We start from the raw sequence: 18,311 nt of genomic DNA, 5'->3' as shown, positions 1-18,311 counted from the left end.
CGCTCGCTGCGCTCCCTCATGTCAACCAAGGCTCTTTCTGTGGCGGTCATCGAGTCTCTTTTCGGCGGCAAGCACTACGGCGGCGGACGCGGCACCGAGCGCGGAACCGGCGAGCACATCGGAGGGATAGTGCACGCCGAGCACAACCCGGGACAGCAGCATCGGCGGGACGAGCACCGCAGGAAAGGGTAGCCCGGTCAATCGGCCGAGCAACACCGCCGCCGCGGTCGTCGAGGTGGCGTGCGAGGACGGGAAGCTGAGCTTGCTCGGTGTCGACACATTGACCTGCACCGACGGATCGTTGGGGCGAGGCCGCCGGACGATCCGCTTGATGACGATCGAGGCGGCGTGCGCGCCGACCGCGCCGACCGCGACCCCGGCCCACTGCCTGCGCCGCGGCTTGTCGACGACCCAGCCCGCCGCGGCGATGCCGACCCAGCCGAGCGCGTGCTCACCGAAGTGCGACATGCCGCGCGCGGCCTTGATCACCTCGGGTGTGCCGATCCTGGCCTGCACCGCGTTGAGGATCTTCACCTCGGCGGGCACCGGCTGCGCCGACGGCACCGCGGACACCGGTCCGCCATGGCCGTTGGTGCTCTGCAGCGGCTGGTTCACCGCGGTGTTGTCCGCGACACTCACTGCTCGTCACCCTTCGTCTCGGCACCGATGCCGAAGGCATTTTCCCAGGCCGCGGTGCTGGTCAGCTGCGGGTGGGCGGCGCGGTAGCGCTGCTGCATCTCCGGGAAGCGTGCGGCCAATTCCTTGCGCAGACGCATGGCTTCCTTGAACAAGCCGAGGGCCTGGCGCGGATCGCGCTTGCGGTAGACGACGCCGCGGCCGTCGGCGGTGGTGACGGTAACGCCGTCGACCTGCGACAGCAAGAACCAGCGCGCGTCCAGCGTCGGGACGTTCAGCTGCGGGGTCTGGTGGTGCTGGGTGTGCGCCGGGCGCAGGTTGTGCACCAGGCCCTTCGCCAGCCGGACCACCTTGGCGATCGGGTTCGCCGGCTCGCCGACCGCACCGACCTCGACGTGGCTGGCCAGCGGCAGCTCGGTGGACGAGGGCAGGATGACCGCGTCCGGGAACTGCTTGCGCAATTCGTGCACCGCGCCGAGCGCGCTTGGCAGCAGCTGGAACAGCCGCTCCGGACCCGCCAGGAAGTCGCGGATCGCCAGGTTCTGGATGGCGACCGTCGAATACTCCAGGCACAGCAGGTGTTTCAGGGTCGCCTTGATCGTGTTCACGACCATGGCCCGGCCATTGCCCGGCAGGTGCAGCGAGGCGACGACCAAGCGGTTGCGCAGGTGGAAGTACGCCTGCCAGTCGATGGCGTCGTCCTTGTCGCTCCACGCCATGTGCCAGACCGCCGCGCCGGGCAGGGTGACCGTGGAGTAGCCGTGCACCCGGGCGCGCAGCCCGTATTCGACGTCGTCCCACTTCAGGAACAGCGGCAGCGGCTGCCCGATCTCCTCGGCGACCCGACGCGGGATCACGCAGGTCCACCAGCCGTTGAAGTCGACGTCAATGCGCCGGTGCAGCAGCTTGGAGTTGTCGCGGTCCTTGAGCGGGTACTTGGCGAAGTCGTGGTCGTACTCGACGTTCGGCGCGGAGGTCCACATGAAGATGCCGCGGTCGACGACCTCACCCATGCTGTGCAGGTGCGAGCGCTCCTGCAGGTTGAGCATCTGGCCGCCGACCAGCATGGGCGACTTGGCGAACCTGGCGAAGGCCAGCGCGCGCAGGATCGAGTCCGGCTCGATCTCGATGTCGTCGTCCATGTAGACGATGTATTGGGCATCGGTGGTCTTCAGCGCCTCGTACATCACCCGGCTGTAGCCGCCGGAGCCGCCGAGGTTGGGCTGGTTGTAGATGGCGAGCCGGTCGCCGAGCACGGCGGCGGCCTCGGTGAAGCCGGGCTCGTCGACCACCTTGCGGTTGCCCTGATCGGCGACGATCACCGCGGCGATCTTCGCCAGCACCAGCGGGTCCGAGCCGAGCGCGGCAAGGGTTTTCACCAGATCCGTCGGCCGGTTGAAGGTCGGCATGCCGACCGCGATGGTGCCCTCGTCGGGCGCTTCGACCGGCGCGTGCCAGCCGCCGGACAGCAGGGTGACCGCGGTGTCGGTGGTGATGTCGAACCAGATCCAGCCGCCGTCTTCGAACGGCCCCAGATCGGTCTCGAACTCGACATGCACCGACTCGGCGCCGCGCGCGACGGCGAATTCCTTGCCCTGCACGTGGATTCGCGAACCGTCCGCCTTCGACCGGTACACGTCGACGCGGCCGTGACCGGCCAGCTCCAGGCGGAGCACCACCGATCCCAGAATGCTCCAGCGGCGCCAGTAGCTCGCGGGCAGCGCGTTGAAGTAGGTGCAGAACGACACCTCGGACTCCGCGCCGATCGACAGCGAGGTGCGGGTGGCGGCGTGCGCGCGCCTGGCGTTGGTCGCCGACTCCTCGACATAGAGGGTGCGTACGTCCAGCGGCTCACCCGGCCTCGGCAGGATGATGCGCTGCAGCAACGATTTCGCGCGGGTCTCGGTGGTCATGTCTTCCACAATGGATTGGGAGGTCATTCTGCACTTTCGTCAGCGAGCGGCGCACCGGTCTCCAGATGCGGCCGCAGCACATTGTCGAACATGCTCAGCGCGCTACCGATCGCCATGTGCATGTCCAGGTACTGGTAGGTGCCGAGGCGGCCGCCGAAAAGGACCTTCTCCGTTGCGGTTTCCTTCTTGGCCAGGGCGCGGTAGGCGGCCAGCTTGGCCCGGTCCTCCGGCGTGTTGATCGGGTAGTACGGCTCGTCGCCGGTCTGCGCGAAGCGGGAGAACTCGCGCATGATCACGGTCTTGTCGTTCGGGTAGTCGCGCTCTGGGTGGAAGTGGCGCGGCTCGATGATGCGGGTGAACGGCACGTCCGCGTCGTTGTAGTTCATCACCGAGGTGCCCTGGTAGTCGCCGGTCTCGAGCACCTCGGTCTCGAAATCGATGGTGCGCCAGCCGAGTTCGCCTTCTTGGTAGTCGAAATAGCGGTCCAGCGGGCCGGTGTAGACGACCGGGGCGTCCGGGTTCGCGGCGCGCAGCTCCTCGCGCACCTCGAACCAGTCGGTGTTCACCCTGACCTCGATGAGGTCGGAGGCGGCCATGTTCTCCAGCCACTTGGTGTAGCCCTCTTTGGGCAGGCCCTCGTAGGTGTCGTTGAAGTACCGGTTGTCGAAGGTGTAGCGCACCGGAAGCCGGGTGATGTTGCCCGCGGGCAGTTCCTTCGGGTCGGTCTGCCACTGTTTGGCGGTGTAGTCACGCATGAACGCCTCGTACAGCGGGCGGCCGATCAGCGAGATCGCCTTTTCCTCGAAGTTCTGCGCATCCTTGGAGTCGACCTCCGCGGCCTGCTCGGCGATCAGCTTGCGCGCCTCTTCCGGCGTGAAGTAGCGGCCGAAGAACTGCGAGATCAGGCCGAGGCCCATCGGGAACTGGTAGGCCTGCCCCTTGTGCATCGCGAAGACCCGGTGCTGGTACCCGGTGAACTCGGTGAACTGGGTGACATAGTCCCAGACCCGCTTGTTCGAGGTGTGGAACAGGTGCGCTCCATATTTGTGGATCTCGATCCCGGTGTCCGGATCCGGCTCCGAATAGGCGTTGCCGCCGAGGTGGTAGCGACGATCGATCACCAGCACGCGTTTGCCGAGCTCGTTGGCGGCGCGTTCGGCGACGGTCAGCCCGAAGAATCCGGAACCGACGACGATCAGATCGAACTGTGAGGTGGAGTTGGCGGAGTTACCCGGGGACGATGCGACGGTCACGGGAGCCCAGAGTATCGGAAGTCCGCGCCGGGCCCCGGCGGAGTCGCGAGGCGCACAGACCCACACCGCGCCGGCCCCCGATTTCGTACCCGAGCCACCCGAATTTCCCCGCCCGTTTCCCGAAAACAGACCTACTGGCCACGGTCCCTCCGTTGAATGTCCGCCCGCACCCCTCAGCCGGACATTTCCCGCCAGCCATCCACTCCCGAACCTGCTTCGACCCAGGCTTCGGTGTAGTGGGAGGAAGTGAGCAGGTATACGGCCAGCGGGAGGGCCAGGCCCGCGAGGCTGGCCAGCCAGTCGCGGTGGACGAAGGCGGTCAGAATCCCGACGAGGCCACCGAAGGCGCTGGTGAGCGGATCGGCTATCGGGCCTTCCTCGGGAAACCAGTCGATGGCGTAGTCGGGTTGATAGCCGGTGAGCGAACAGACAAGGCCGACAAGGGCGATCGCCGACAGCACGCCCGAGGCGAGGAGCACGGTGTATCGACCAGCCTGATCATGGCGGAACATCAGGGCGGTGCCGTAGACGAGGGCGAACGCGGCCAGCAACCCGCCGAGCCCGCCGAAGATCGCCAGTGAGTTGTCGAGATCCGCCGGGCCGTGCCCGAATGGTTCCAGCAGAGTTCGTCCACCCCACACGTTGCACAGTCCGACGAGCAATGCCAGCACGCCCGCGGTCTTCGGCACGAGCCCGCTCGGGGCCGCCGGTGCGGCCACGGCCGGATTTCGGTAGGTCATGTCGAACATCCTCCCCATCGGTGGTGGCCGAACCGGCGACGGCCGGCACGCGTCAAGTATGCGTACCGGCCGTCTGTCGGTGTGATCTACAGGTTGGCTTCGGCGTAGACCTTCATGGCGTCGCGAACGAACTCCACGGTGCCCTTGCCGTGCACGTCGTAGTTGCCCCCGAACCGGGGGTCCGCGACGTACATCTCGCCGAGACCGATGAAGGCCTCCTTGAGCACGGCCTTGCCCTGCCAGCCGTCGCCGATCCAGGCGCGGTGCCGGGCGACGATCGCCTGGACCTCGGCGCTGTCGGGCGCGAGCCCGGCGGCATGCGCCCTGCCGTAGTCGGCGGCGATGTCCAGGTGGGTCTGGAAGTGCGCCTGCTTCTGCTCCTCGCTCAGCGAGCGCCACCACTTGTCACCGCTGTCGTAGGCGTCCTTGCCCCAGCGTTCGATCACCTCATCCTTGTACTGAGTGTGGTCGAAGCCGTCGAAAACCTCTGCGGCCATGAGTTGTTCACCTCTTTCCGTCTTGTGCAGCGTGGTTTGCACCGACTCGATCTGGCGCCGGATCCGATCCTGTTCCTGCCGAAGCAGTTCCAGGTGCGTGCGCAATGCGGCGGCGGGGTCCTGTTCCCCGGCAAGGACTTCGGCGATGACCGGTAGGCCGAGGCCGAGTTCTCGCAGCAACAGGATGCGTTGCAACCGCACCAGGGAGTTCTGGTCGTAGTAGCGGTACCCGTTGGTGCCGATCCGGCTGGGCGGCAACAGCCCGAGCTGGCCGTAGTGGCGCAGCGTGCGGCTGGTGGTACCGGCCGCCTTGGCCAGATCCTGGATGGACCATTCGGTGCTCACGATCTCTTCTCCCTTCTCATCTCGTCGGCGTGACCAGCATGCAAGTTGACGTTACGTCAAGGTCAACCCTCTTTACCGACAGCTCAGCGGGCCGCCACCAAGACGGGCACGACCGGCTTCGGCACGGTGACGGTCGCCGCCTTCGGCTTGCCTGCCAGCTGACCGAGCACGGTGCCGACCAGTGCGATGACCAAGCCGAGCATCTGCAACGGGCTGAGCGCCTGCCCGAGCGCGATCCACCCGATCACGGCGGCGGACACCGGACTCAGCAGGCCGAGGAAGGCGACCGAGGTGGCGGGCACCTTGGAGATGCCACGGAACCAGAGCCAGTAGGCCGCCGCGGTTCCGACGATGCCGATGTACAGGTAACCACCGACCGCCTGACCGTTCAGCGCGGGCGGCGCACCCTCGATCAACAGCGCCAGCGGCAGGATGAACAGCCCACCGGCGGTGAGCTGCCAGCCGGTCAGCGCGAGCGGGCCGACCCCGTCCGGACGTCCCCACCGCTGGGTGAGCACGGTGCCCGCCGCCATGGACGCGGCCCCGGCCAGTCCGGCGACGACGCCGATGGTATCGAGTTGCGCATTGGCGCGCAGCACCACGAGCGCAACGCCGAAGACGCCGATCAGACCGGCAATCACCTTGCGCCCGTTGGGCTTCTCGGCGAGTACGACGGTGGCCAGACCGAGCGCGAACATCGGCGCGACCGCACCGAGCACGCCGGCGACGCCGCCGGGCAGCCGGTACGCGGCGAGGAACAGCAGTGGGAAGAAGGCACCGATATTGAGCAGGCCGAGCGCGGCGGCGCGCCCGACCCAAACGCCGCGCGGGAGGATCCTGGTGATGGCGAGCAGCGCGAGACCGGCGGGCAGCGCGCGGACCAGCGCGGTGAACAGCGGGCGGTCCGGCGGCAGGAATTCGGTGGTGACGGCGTAGGTGGAGCCCCAGACGATGGGGGTGAGGGCGGTGAGCGCCAGGGTGCCCGCGTACGAATTTCCGGTGCGCGCGGTGGTGCTTATTGTCATGATGTTCGCTCCTCATTGATAATCTCAACGTTGAAATATCTACCCGCTCAGACGTCTCAGCGTCAAGTAGATCAATGTTAAGATTCTTACAGTCGAGAGGAGAAGCCTTATGGCGGACGCGGTGGATCTGTTCACCCAGCACTGGAACCGGGAGCGCCCGGAGGTCGACGTCTCGCCGATGGCGGTGCTCGGCCGCATCCAACGGCTGTCGCGGTTGATCGAGCAGGACCTGAAGCGGTTTTTCAGCGAGTTCGGGATGGAGTTCTGGGAATTCGACGTGCTCGCCACGCTGCGCCGCTCCGGCGGCGACGAGGGGCTCACCGCGGGCGCGCTGATCAAGGTGGCCATGGTGACCTCGGGCGCGATCACCAACCGGATCGACCGACTGGTGACCAAGGACTGGGTCGAGCGCGTGCCGTGCCCCGAGGACCGCAGAGTGATCCGGGTCCGACTGACCCCGGCAGGTCGCAAGATGATCGACGACCTGCTCCCGAAGCACATGGAGAACGAGCAGCGGCTACTCGCGGCGCTGGATCTGGAATCGCGGCAGCAGCTCGCGGGGTTGTTGCGGACGCTGGCCGAATCGCTCGGGGATGGGGCGCCGGACTGAGTGCCGAGAGTCGGTCGCTACGCCGTATCCCGCTGCGACGCTTCGGGCCACGGCGCACCGCTCGACGGAATCGGGACTCCCGGCGTGGGAGGCGGGGTCGGAGTGGAGGCCGTCGTCGGTGCTGCTGTGCTGCCGGGCGGAACCGAAGTCGAGGGTGACAAGGTGAGGCCCGAGGGCACCGACTGGTGCGGTGGCGGCACGGCCGGTCCGGAGTCGTACACCGGCGGCACAGCGGCACCCGGTGGGGCGGACTCGTGGACGGGCGGCACAGCAGCACCGGACTGGTGCACCGGCGGCACAACCGCACCCGACGAGGTGGACTCGTGGGCAGGCGGGACGACCGGAGCGGGCGGATGTGCCGGGGGCACAACAGAATCGGACGAGCCGGTTTTCTGCGCGGCCTGGTCCGGCACCAATTGCAGAAGAGTGGTGAAGTCGACGACCTGTGCGCCGAGGGTGTCCGTCGAGATGATGACGCCATTGGTGAACAAGCGATACGTCCCGGCGTTTTCCGGCAATACCATCTCCGGGCCGAGTGGCCGACCGACCGAGCTGGCCGCGCCGCCGATCCGCCGGTATTCCACGTCGATCGCCGATTCGCCGACGGCTGCCCGTTTCCGCGGATCCATCGGAGCGCTTGGCGCGGTCGGGACCAGATCGCTCACCGCCGGTCCGACGTCGAAGGCGTAGATGTCGGCGGGCTCTCCCCCGCCCGGTGCGGAGGAATACTCCGACCGCAAGATCCGCCCGTCGCGCAGCAGCACGGTCCCCGCGGTGGCGGCGACGGCGGCTGCCGCCCGCGGATCTTCCTTGACGGTGCCGGGATACACCTGACAATCGCTGCTGTCACAACTCTGCGCGTACGAATAGCGTTGCTCGGCAAGCACATACGAGCGTGCGGCGATCGCCTGCGCCCGCAGCGCCTCCCCGGCGCCCTTGTCCGCCCAGTTGGCCTGCACTTCGGCTGGAACGACACCGAGCAGATAGTCCTCCACATCGACGCGATTCACGGTGCGCGCCGCTCCGTTCTCGGTGGCCACACCGAGCGCGCCGCGATACGCCGTGCCACCGCAGAGCGTCAGGTGTTCCGCGGCGGGACGGCTCGGTCCCGGTGCGACCGGGTAGACCCACGGATCGTCGGTCGCCGCCTGCCACAGCACTTCACCGTCGCAGCCGCGGGTCACCACCACGTTCGCGCCCCCATCGGGCAGCGGGGTGAGATGAGCCGCCTGCCCGGCCTGAACCACCTGACCGGCGACCCGAAGACCGGCGGGCGCGTAGGTGTCGAGGGTCGAGTCGTCTTGTGCGGTGAGCCGGATTCCGACGTTGGTTGCTGGAACGGTGCCGAGAGCGGCACCGGGGTAGTAGTGCTCAAGGATTCGCTCGGCCATCCACCCCTGCTTGGCATTCTCGAACGCCCCGAGTTGACTCATCCCGCGCCCGTGCCCCGGCCCCGCCACCGTTCGATACGGCGCTTCCCCCGGCCAAGCCCACAGCACGAGCACGGTGCCCGCGGCCAGCGCTGCCCCGCCGGTGACCAGCACTGGACGCAGCGATAGCGCAGGTCGTGGGCGTCTGCCCCGCCCGCGACGAAATGCCCGTTTGCCGCTGCGCGCAGATTTCACCCGCATTTGTGCTCCCCCCGTGCGCTTTCGTTCCGGTGCTGTGTGACGTCGCATCCGTTCACTCCCACGGTTTTCCAGGGCCGGGCGGATTCGATACCTATCGGCATGTCGTTCCATCCGACCGCAATCCGAGAGCTACATTCGAGCAATCACATAATCCTCAACAACAGGTTTAGATATGTGACAGTTGTGACTATTGTGATCGTTGATACATCAGGAAGCAACCCTGGTTTTGCACACGATCACTGGTTCGACCTGAATGGAGACGCTCGTGCCCTACCGCAAACCGAAACGTTCCTACGTCCTCCCGGTTGTCACCACGCTTGCGGTAGCGGCCCCGCTCGCGACGCTCACGATGAGCGACTCGCCCGACTATCGGTCGACCACCGGCACCGAGCTTGCCGCCGTACCGGCGCAACTCGCCGAGGTCGTCTTGAATTCGGCCCCCGACATCGTGCTTCCGCTACGCGAACTAACCGGATTGGAGCTACCGGATCTGCGTCTGTCGGATCTACGAATGCTGCCGCTACCAGCGTCCATTCCGATTCCCGAAGGCCTACCACTGCCACCGGGTGTGCAACTACCCAAAGAAATTCCGCTCCCCAAGCTAAACGCTCCACACCCCGCCGCCCCCGGCCAGCAGAGCGCGCCAGGTCAGAGCACCACACCTGGACAGAACGCCACTCCCGGGCAGAGCCGCACACCGGGGCAGACTCCACTTCCTGGACAAGCCGCCGCGCCGAGCCAGAACACGATTCCTGGACAAAACCCCAACCTCGGGCAAACCGCACCGGCGCCCACCCCGTCGATTCCCGGCGGCACCCGATTCATCGCAGACCCGGCGCGACTCGAACCGGGCACCACGCCCGACACGCCCGCGCTGGCCCCCGGCGCTGTCCCGCCCGACCTGGCCGATCAGGTCGGTGCGCAGGTCAAAGAACTTTCTCGGGAAACCCCGTTCAGCGTGGTCGCACTCACCGCCGCCGATCTGACCAACACGAAGGCGTTGGTCCGCGCCCGCCAATCCGATGGCAGCTGGGGCCCATGGTTCGACACCGAACCCGTCGACACCCGCCGCACCGATCGCAGCACGCCGGGCGGCAAGACCGGTACCGAACCGCTCTACGTCGGCAATACCAACGCCGTGCAGATGCTGGTGACCCGCAAGCCCGCCGCGGCGACCACACCGGACGCCACCGGCGCACCGGACGCCGCCACACCACGCTCGGACGATCCCGCCCAGCTGTCGGGCGTCGACCTGACCGCCGTGCTCATCGACCCGGGCCGCGGCGCCATCGACGGTGCGCTGCACAAGGTCGCCGCACCGGTGGCCGCAGGCGGGCCGGCCGTGATCACCCGCGCGCAGTGGGGCGCCGATCCGGACATCCTCTGCCAAGAGCCCGAGTACGACGACGAACCCGGTGAGGACGGCCTCGGCGGCATCACCGTGCACCACACCGCGGGACGCAACGACTACAGCAAGGAAGAGTCCGCGGGCATCGTCCGCGCGATCTACGCCTATCACGCAAAGACGTTGGGCTGGTGCGACATCGGCTACAACGCGCTGGTCGACAAGTACGGCCAGATCTTCGAGGGCCGCGCGGGCGGACTCGACCGCGCCGTGCAAGGCGCGCACGCCGGTGGCTTCAACGAGAACACCGCGGGCGTCGCGTTGATGGGCAACTACGAATCCGAGGAGCCCAGCGCGGAGTCGATCGACGCCATCGGCAACTTCATCGGCTGGCGTGCCCAGGTCGCGCACCTCGATCCCAAGGGCAAGACCGTCATGTACTCCGAGGGCACGGAGTTCACCTCCTATGCCCTCGGCCAGGCGGTGAATCTGCCGATCGTGTTCGCCCACCGCGACGTCGGCAACACCAGCTGCCCCGGCGACGCCGCCTATGACCTGATGGATCGGATCCGCGATATCGCCGCGAGTGTCGCGGGCGGTGGCGGTCTCGCCGCCGGTGGAAACAGCGGAAACAGCAGCGACGTCTACGCCAGCAACGACACCGGGAACGACAGCACCGGGACCAGCCCGGCCCCGCGGACCACCCCGCGCGCCAAACCCGACCTCGCCACGCTTGCCGCACTGACCGAAAAGCTGCTCGGCATGGTGGACGAAAACCCCATCGCCAAGCACTGGGCCAACAAGGGTGGTCCGCGTGGACCGCTCGGGCCCGCGCAGACCGAACCACTGCCCGCCGCACAGGGCCAGCAGTACGCGAAGTTCGCCAACGGCTACGTCTACACCGCGCCGGACGGCAAGGTCATCGAGGTGATCGGGGCGATCCTCGATCGCTTCCTGCAGCTCGGCGGCGACGCCGGCGTGCTCGGCCTCCCGCTGAGCGACTCCTATGTCGTCCCGAACGGCCTGCGGTCGGACTTCCAGAAGGGCTCGCTGATCCTCAATCAGGTGACCGGGATCGTCACCACGATCTGGAAGACCTACAACGACACGTACCAGCAGGAAGCGAGTCGTCCGGTGCCCGGCCAGAGTGCTCCGGCTCCGGCTGCCGTCCCGGCTCCGGCGCCAGCACCTGCTCCGACTCCGGCTCCGGCTCCGGCCCCAGCCCCAGCCGAGGTCCCGGCCCCGGCTGAGGTCACGGAACCGGAACCCGGTGTCCTCCAGTTCCCCGCCCCCGAAGACTTCCTTCCCACACCTGCCCCCGAGCCAGCAGGCTGACCCGGATCACGCACAACTCGGAGCTCGCCGCCGCAACCTCGTCGTCGGCCGCGAGCTCCGAGCGCGTTCACGGCACCATGCCGCACCTTCTGACGTCCCGCGCGCGACAGCGGGCAAAGCCTCGCGCAGCACGCGAATCCATGTGCGCGACAGCAGATCAGCTCGAGTCAGCACGATCGCGGCGAGAGACTTCGGGGCTGCGACAACAGCGTCTGTCGCCGATCCGGCGGCATTGCGGTCGGATGCGCGCGGCGGATGCGGATGAACCGCTCAGATCCACCAACGTTCGAGTACGCGGGCGACGCCGTCGTCAGCGTTGGATTCGGCGACCTCGTCGGCAGCCTCGATGGCTTCGGCGTGGGCGTTGGCCATGGCGACTCCGTGCCCGGCCATGGTGAGCATCGGGACGTCGTTGGGCATGTCGCCGAAGGCGATGATGTTCGCGGACTCGACGCCGAGCCGCTGGGCGACGATCGACAGACCCGACGCCTTGGTGACGCCGGGCGCGGACAGTTCGATCAGCCCGTGTTCGGTGGAGTAGGTGATGTCCGCACGTTCGCCGATCAGCGGGGCGAGCACCGTGCGCATGTCGGTACTGCGAGCGCCGGGCAGGCGGATCAGCATCTTGATCGCCGGTGCGTCGATGACCTCGTGGCGGGCGACCGACGTGTCGTCCGGGTTCAACCAGGCGTGCTCGTACAGCGGGGAGCTGACGAACTGCGGAGTGACCGCGTCGTGCGCGCTTTCGCCGACCCGTTCGGCCGCGAGCCCGCACCCGGGCAGGGCGTCCTCGGCCAAGTCCGCGATCCAGGACAGGGTTTCCACATCCAACGTCCTGCTGGCGAGCACTCGATCGGTGGCGCTGTCGTAGATGACGGCCCCGTTCCCGCATACACACAGCGGCGCGTACCCGAGTCCGTCGACAACCGGGTCGATCCAGCGCGGCGGGCGACCGGTGGCGAGCACGAACGGCACACCGTCGCCGATCAGCGCGTCGACCGCGGCCTTGGTGCGCGCGGTGACCCGCTCGTCGTGATCGATGAGGGTGCCGTCGACATCGGTGGCCACCATCTTCGGCTTGGGCAGGTGCAGGAGGGTCACCCATTCCATCCTGCCGGACAACCGTCTCGAAGTGGCGGGCGTATCACCAGCAGGCCGTCCGACACCCCGCATCCGCCGCCCGACACCGCCACGGTTCATGATCAATGGCACATAACTGCGCGATCCGAAAGCCGGACCGATACCACCGCCGAGCAATTGCCCGGCACTGCCCGACACACGCCAGCACCCGCGGTAATGGCCGTGGCCCCGATCGGGCCGACACTCCGGATACGGTATACCACCTGGGAATTGCAAATATCCCATGATCCTTCCATTGCGGCGTCGACCGACTAGCAACGCGGGTGTCGCAATAAAGGACATGCCCGAGCCCCCGCGTGCCGCACACGGCGGGGTCTTCGTCCTTATGATCAGGGGCTAATACTCGACGCTGGTCCAGCCAGCCGAAAGACCACGAGGACTGATGACCGGCTTCCTGCTACGACGCGCGCTTCACTATGTCGTGCTGTTGCTGCTGGCGTCGTTCCTGACCTTCAGCTTGGCGTCGCTGACGTTTCGCCCGCTGGACAGTCTGGAACAACGCAACCCGCGCCCACCTCAGGCGGTGATCGATGCCAAGGCCGAGGAGCTGCACCTCAACGACCCGATCCCGCAGCGCTATCTCACCTGGCTGAAGGGCATACCGGAAGGGGATTTCGGCAAGACCCTGGCGGGCCAGCCGGTGAGTGAGGAGCTGCCGCGCCGGGTCGCGGTGAGTTTGCGGCTGCTGATCATCGGTTCGCTGGTCGGCACCGTGCTCGGCGTCTTGATCGGTGCGGCGGGCGCGATCCGACAATACAAATTCAGTGACTACTTCACCACGGTCATCTCGCTACTCGTGCTCAGCACCCCGGTGTTCCTCCTCGCGACATTGTTGAAATACGGTGCGCTGGAAATAAATTCGCTCACCGGATCACAGATATTCCTCTACACCGGGGAGACCTCGGCGAACCGGATCGACGGATTCTGGCCACAACTGCTCGACCGCCTCCAGCATCTGGTGCTGCCGACGGCCGGCCTCGCCCTCGGCGCCATGGCGGGCTATAGCCGCTACCAGCGCAACGCCATGCTCGACGTGCTGCAAAGCGATTTCATTCGCACCGCCCGCGCCAAAGGCCTGACGCGAAGCAAGGCGCTGTACAAGCACGGCCTGCGCACCGCCCTGATTCCGATGGCGACATTGTTCGCCTACAGCCTGCTCGGCTTGATCACCGGCGCGACGTTCACCGAGAAGATCTTCGGCTGGCACGGCGTCGGCGAGTGGCTGGTCGATTCGATCAATGCCCAGGACCTGTACGTGGTGGTTACGGTGACCGCGTTCGCCGGATTGGTGGTGCTGGTGTCCGGCCTGCTCTCCGACATCGTGTTGGCGATTCTCGATCCACGGGTGCGTGTGCGATGACCGAAGCCGAAATCATCGTCCAAGGCGCTCCCGAGCCCGCCGCGGCAGGCCGGAGCAAGCTGGTGCTGCGCCGCTTCCTGCGCAACAAGCCCGCGGTGATCGGCGCGGTGATCCTGATCCTGCTCTTCGTCGCCAGCTTCGCGTTGCCGCCCCTGCTCGAGTACGACTACCAGCAGCTCGACTACACCGCGCTGTTGAAGCCGCCCAGCGCCGAGCATCCGTTCGGCACCACGCAGATCGGGCAGGATGTACTCGCCCAAACCCTGCGCGGCATGCAGAAGTCGCTGCTGATCGGCCTGTGCGTAGCCATCATCTCCACCACCATCGCCGCGACCGCTGGCGCGACCGCCGGACTGCTCGGCGGCTGGACCGACCGCGCGATCATGTGGCTGGTCGACCTGCTGCTCGTGGTGCCCAGCTTCATCATCGTCGCGCTGTTCGCGCCGCGGACGAAGGGCAGTGGCTCGATTCTGCTGCTGATCCTGCTGCTCAGCGTGTTCGGCTGGATGATAAGCGCCCGCATCGTGCGCGGCCTGACGCTCAGCCTGCGCGACCGCGAATTCGTGCGGGCCGCACGGTATATGGGCGCGCCGACGCGCACCGTCATCGTCAGCCACATCCTGCCGAACATCGCCTCGATCCTGATCATCGACACCACCCTCGCGGTCGGCGCGGCGATTATGGCCGAAACCGGGCTCAGCTTCCTCGGTTTCGGTGTGCAGCCACCGGACGTCTCGCTCGGCTCACTGATCGCGTCCGGCACCAAGTCGGCGCTGACCTATCCGTGGCTGTTCCTGTTCGCCGGTGGCCTGCTGATCACCATCGTGTTGTGCGCCAACCTGGTCGGTGACGGACTGCGCGACGCATTCGATCCCGGTGCCAAGCGGGCGCGCTCGAAGAAGAAGGCGAAAGTATGACCGGCACTGACCTCACCGCACCGCTACTGGAGGTCACCGACCTGCGCGTCTCCTTCCCCAGCGAAGAGGGACGCATCGAGGCGGTGCGCGGCGTCAACTACACCGTCTCCGACGGTGAAGTGCTCGCCATCGTCGGTGAATCCGGTTCCGGCAAGTCGGTGTCGTCGCTGGCGGTGATCGGCCTGCTGCCGGAGCAGGCGCGGATCAATGGCTCGATCCGGTTGCGCGGCCGCGAACTGCTCGGCCTCGGCGATCGCGAATTGTCCAGGCTGCGTGGCAGTTCCATCAGCATGGTGTTCCAGGACCCGCTCTCGGCGCTGACCCCGGTGTACCGGGTCGGTGAGCAGATCGCCGAAGCCCTGCTGGCGCACGGCAAGATGACCAAGAACGAAGCGGCGGCCAAGGCGATCGAACTACTCGGACTGGTCGGCATCGATGAACCCGAGGTGCGCGCCAAGGCGTTTCCGCACGAGTTCTCCGGCGGCATGCGCCAGCGCGTGGTCATCGCCATGGCGATCGCCAACGATCCCGCCCTGATCATCTGCGACGAGCCGACCACCGCGCTCGACGTCACCGTGCAGAAGCAGATCCTGAACCTGCTGCGCAAGGCGCGCGACATCACCGGCGCCGGCGTCATCATGATCACCCATGACATGGGCATCGCTGCCACCCTGGCCGACCGGGTCGCGGTGATGTACGCCGGGAAGATCGTCGAAACCGCCACCACCACAGAGCTTTTCACTGCACCGCGGATGCCGTACACGGTGGGCCTGCTCGGCTCCATCCCGCGGATGGACCGCCCGGCCCGGCAGCCGCTCATCCCGATCGTCGGCGCACCACCGGCCATGCACGCGCTGCCGCCCGGCTGCTCGTTCGCGCCGCGCTGCCCGATCTCGATCGATGAATGCCGGGTCGCCGAACCACCGTTGGAGAAGACCAATCCCGGGCATTCGGCCGCCTGCATCCGCACCGCGGAGGTCGGCACCGACGACCTGTTCGAGGCCTACCGCCAGGAAGTGACCGAGCCCCAGGTCGAGGCCGAGATCAGCGATCAAGTGGTGCTGCGGGTTTCGGAGCTGGTGAAAACCTTCCCGATCACCTCCGGCATCCTGTTCAAGCGCCGCAGGGGTGAGATCCGCGCGGTCGACGGCATCAGCTTCGAGGTGCGGGCGGGTCGCACGCTGGCCTTGGTCGGCGAATCCGGTTCCGGAAAATCGACAACGCTCAGCCAGATTCTCGACCTGGTCGAGCCGGAATCGGGCACCATCGAAATCATGGGCAGCGATGTCGCGACCCTGACCAAGGCGCGGAAGCGGGAGATCCGCCGGAAGATGCAGATCGTCTTCCAGGACCCCACCGCGTCCCTCGATCCGCGACTGCCGATCTTCGACGCGCTGGCCGAGCCGATGCGCATCGACGGACGCTCGCGCGACGAGATCGGGCGCCGGGTGCCGGAACTGCTCGAGCAGGTCGGCATGCGCCGAGATCACGCCGAGCGCTATCCCGCCGACTTCTCCGGCGGCCAGAAGCAGCGCATCAGCATCGCCCGCGCGCTCGCGCTGGACCCGGAGATCCTGGTGCTGGACGAGCCGGTGTCCTCGCTGGACGTGTCCATCCAGGCCGGTGTGCTGAACCTGTTGCGCGACTTGCAGGTCGAGCGCGGATTGTCCTACCTGTTCGTCTCACACGACCTGTCGGTGGTCCGCAACCTGGCTCACGACATCGCGGTGATGTACCGCGGCAAGATCGTCGAATCCGGTCCGGCGGAACAGATTTTCGCCGGCCCGCGGCACGAGTACACGCGTGAGCTGATCGACGCGGTGCCCGTCCCCGCAGTCAGTCGATAGAAGGAGAGCGCGATGCCGATCCGAGCGAGCCGAATACCGGCCCTGCGCTGGGCGATACCGGTGATCGCGCTAGGCCTGGTCGCGACAGGCTGCGGCTCGGGCGACAACGAGTCGGCCAGTGGTGTGTCCGCCGCGATCGGCAGCACCAGCGATATCAACCCGAAAAGCGTGGACGAGCTGCGCGACGGGGGCAACCTACGGCTGGCCACCACCGCTTACCCGGCGAATTGGAACACCCTGTCCAGCGACGGAAACGATGGCGAGATCGCCGATATCGAGCGGCCGTTGCTGCCGCGCGCGTTCGATACCGACGCGGCGGGCGAGCTCAGTGTCAACAAGGACTACTTCACCGATGTCGCGTTGACCAACACCAACCCACAGCAGGTCACCTACACGATCAATCCGAAAGCCGTATGGTCCGACGGCAATTCGATCACCTGGGAAGACATTCGCTCGCAAGCCAAGGCACTCGACGGCACCGACAAGCGTTTCCTGATCGCCATCACCGTCGGCTTCGACCGGGTGGAGAAGGTGGAGCGCGGTGTCGACGACCGGCAGGCCGTCATCACGTTCAAGCAGCCCTTCACCGAATGGCGCGGACAGTTCGCGGGCAACATGGCGCTGTTTCCCAAATCGGTGACCGCCGATCCGGAAGCGTTCAACAAGGGCCTTGTCGACAACATGGGGCCGACCGCGGGCCCGTTCCTGGTGCAATCCACCGATCGCGGACAGGGCCGAATCGTGCTGGGCCGCAATCCGAACTGGTGGGGCGCCAAGCCGAAGCTCGACACCATCACCTACAGCGTGCTCGACCGCAACGCCTGGGTGGGCGGCCTGCAGAACAATGAACTCGACGCCGTGCTGCTGAGCAACCTCGACGACGTGACGACCGTACGGAATTCCTCGGGCGTCGTCATCCGCCGCGCACCCGGTAATCGCTGGCGGCACCTCACCTTCAACGGCGCACCGGGCTCCATTCTCGCCGATCCCGCACTGCGCGTGGCGATCTCGAAGGCGATCGATCGGCAGGGTATCTCGACCGCGGTGCAGAACGGCCTCGTCGAGCAGCCGAAGCCGCTGAACAACCACGTCTTCCTGGCGGGCCAGGCGGGCTACCAGGACAACAGCTTGCCGTTCGATCCGGCCGCCGCCGCAAAGGAACTCGACGCGCTCGGCTGGCGGCTCAATGGCGACACCCGCGAGAAGGACGGCCGCAAGCTGGTCATCCGCGACGTGATGTACAAGGACGACACCTGGGTGCAGATCGCCCAGATCATCCAGCAGAACCTCGCGCAGATCGGCGTGAAACTGGTCATCGACACCAAGCCGAGCGCGGGCTTCTTCACCGATGTCATCATCCCCGGCGATTTCGACGTCGCCCAATTCGTCTACGTCGGCGATGCGTTCCCGCTCAGCAGCATTCCGCAGACCTACGGCTACTACCCCGGCAACTGGCAGAACAATTTCGGCCAGATCGGCTCCCCGGAACTCAACGCCCTCATCGATCGCACCCTCTCGGAACTGGACCCGAAGAAGGCGATCGAGCTGGCCAACGAGGTGGACCGAAAAGTCTTCGAAATGGGCCATTCCCTGCCGCTGACGCAATCGGAGGGCAACTGGGGCGTGCGCGCCGACATCGCCAACTTCGGGTCCCCCGGGCTCGCTTCTTATGACTACACCAAGATCGGATTTGTGAAGTGAACGTCAGATTCTTTTC

The 18,311-nt window shown here is 66.7% G+C and carries 14 protein-coding genes; 6 read left to right on the top strand and 8 right to left on the bottom strand.

The genetic code is table 11. From position 1 onward, the window contains the following. Positions 1-21: 21 nt before the first annotated feature. From KV110_RS00680 to KV110_RS00655, 6 genes are all read right to left on the bottom strand, one after another. Positions 22-573, bottom strand: coding sequence for a phosphatase PAP2 family protein (locus KV110_RS00680; protein ID WP_218478066.1), 552 nt, complete (start codon positions 571-573; stop codon positions 22-24). 62 nt (positions 574-635) lie between these two features. After that, positions 636-2,576: a glycosyltransferase gene (locus tag KV110_RS00675; protein ID WP_218472609.1), complete on the bottom strand. Its 1,941-nt coding sequence runs from the start codon at positions 2,574-2,576 to the stop codon at positions 636-638. Further along, a complete protein-coding gene (gene glf, locus KV110_RS00670; RefSeq protein WP_218472608.1) occupies positions 2,573-3,802 on the bottom strand; it encodes a UDP-galactopyranose mutase in 1,230 nt (409 codons plus the stop codon). Before glf ends, KV110_RS00675 begins: the two co-directional genes overlap by 4 nt. 173 nt (positions 3,803-3,975) lie before the next feature. Further along, a complete protein-coding gene (locus KV110_RS00665; RefSeq protein ID WP_218472607.1) occupies positions 3,976-4,542 on the bottom strand; it encodes a hypothetical protein in 567 nt (188 codons plus the stop codon). Between the two features lie 86 nt (positions 4,543-4,628). Continuing rightward, positions 4,629-5,384, bottom strand: coding sequence for a MerR family transcriptional regulator (locus KV110_RS00660; RefSeq protein WP_218472606.1), 756 nt, complete (start codon positions 5,382-5,384; stop codon positions 4,629-4,631). Between the two features lie 83 nt (positions 5,385-5,467). After that, the gene (locus KV110_RS00655; protein ID WP_218472605.1) at positions 5,468-6,409 is read right to left on the bottom strand and encodes an EamA family transporter; all 942 of its coding nucleotides are present in this window, start codon (positions 6,407-6,409) and stop codon (positions 5,468-5,470) included. Between the two features lie 109 nt (positions 6,410-6,518). Between KV110_RS00655 and KV110_RS00650 the strand changes: the two genes are divergently transcribed. After that, positions 6,519-7,019, top strand: coding sequence for a MarR family winged helix-turn-helix transcriptional regulator (locus KV110_RS00650; protein ID WP_218472604.1), 501 nt, complete (start codon positions 6,519-6,521; stop codon positions 7,017-7,019). Between the two features lie 17 nt (positions 7,020-7,036). Here the strand turns inward: KV110_RS00650 and KV110_RS00645 are convergent, their stop codons facing one another. After that, entirely contained in the window at positions 7,037-8,650 is a 1,614-nt protein-coding gene (locus tag KV110_RS00645; RefSeq protein WP_246634287.1) for a SpoIID/LytB domain-containing protein, read from the bottom strand. Positions 8,651-8,915: 265 nt separating this feature from the next. On the opposite strand from KV110_RS00645, the gene KV110_RS00640 reads away from it, so the two are divergent. After that, entirely contained in the window at positions 8,916-11,330 is a 2,415-nt protein-coding gene (locus KV110_RS00640; RefSeq protein WP_343224158.1) for an N-acetylmuramoyl-L-alanine amidase, read from the top strand. A 270-nt stretch (positions 11,331-11,600) separates the two neighbouring features. Here KV110_RS00640 and KV110_RS00635 read toward each other — a convergent pair whose 3' ends face one another. Further along, on the bottom strand, positions 11,601-12,440 hold the full coding sequence (locus tag KV110_RS00635; protein WP_218472602.1) for an HAD family hydrolase: 840 nt from the start codon (positions 12,438-12,440) through the stop codon (positions 11,601-11,603). 412 nt (positions 12,441-12,852) lie between these two features. On the opposite strand from KV110_RS00635, the gene KV110_RS00630 reads away from it, so the two are divergent. The 4 genes from KV110_RS00630 to KV110_RS00615 are packed head-to-tail and all read left to right on the top strand — an operon-like array spanning position 12,853 to position 18,295. Then, positions 12,853-13,830: an ABC transporter permease gene (locus KV110_RS00630; RefSeq protein WP_218472601.1), complete on the top strand. Its 978-nt coding sequence runs from the start codon at positions 12,853-12,855 to the stop codon at positions 13,828-13,830. Further along, complete coding sequence (locus KV110_RS00625) at positions 13,827-14,747, top strand: ABC transporter permease (RefSeq protein WP_218472600.1); 921 nt, start codon at positions 13,827-13,829, stop codon at positions 14,745-14,747. The genes KV110_RS00630 and KV110_RS00625 overlap by 4 nt, the downstream gene beginning before the upstream one ends. Continuing rightward, positions 14,744-16,594 (top strand): dipeptide ABC transporter ATP-binding protein, encoded by a 1,851-nt coding sequence (locus KV110_RS00620; protein WP_218472599.1) that lies wholly within the window; start codon positions 14,744-14,746, stop codon positions 16,592-16,594. Before KV110_RS00625 ends, KV110_RS00620 begins: the two co-directional genes overlap by 4 nt. Before the next feature lie 12 nt (positions 16,595-16,606). Next, positions 16,607-18,295 carry an ABC transporter family substrate-binding protein gene (locus tag KV110_RS00615; protein WP_218472598.1) on the top strand — a complete coding sequence of 563 codons (1,689 nt, stop codon included), beginning with the start codon at positions 16,607-16,609 and terminating at the stop codon, positions 18,293-18,295. The last annotated feature ends 16 nt before the right edge of the window (positions 18,296-18,311 follow it).

It is taken from the genome of Nocardia iowensis, assembly GCF_019222765.1.
GTDB lineage: Bacteria > Actinomycetota > Actinomycetes > Mycobacteriales > Mycobacteriaceae > Nocardia > Nocardia iowensis.
Note: the sequence above shows the minus strand (reverse complement) of the source record. Positions and strands in the feature narration are given on the sequence as shown.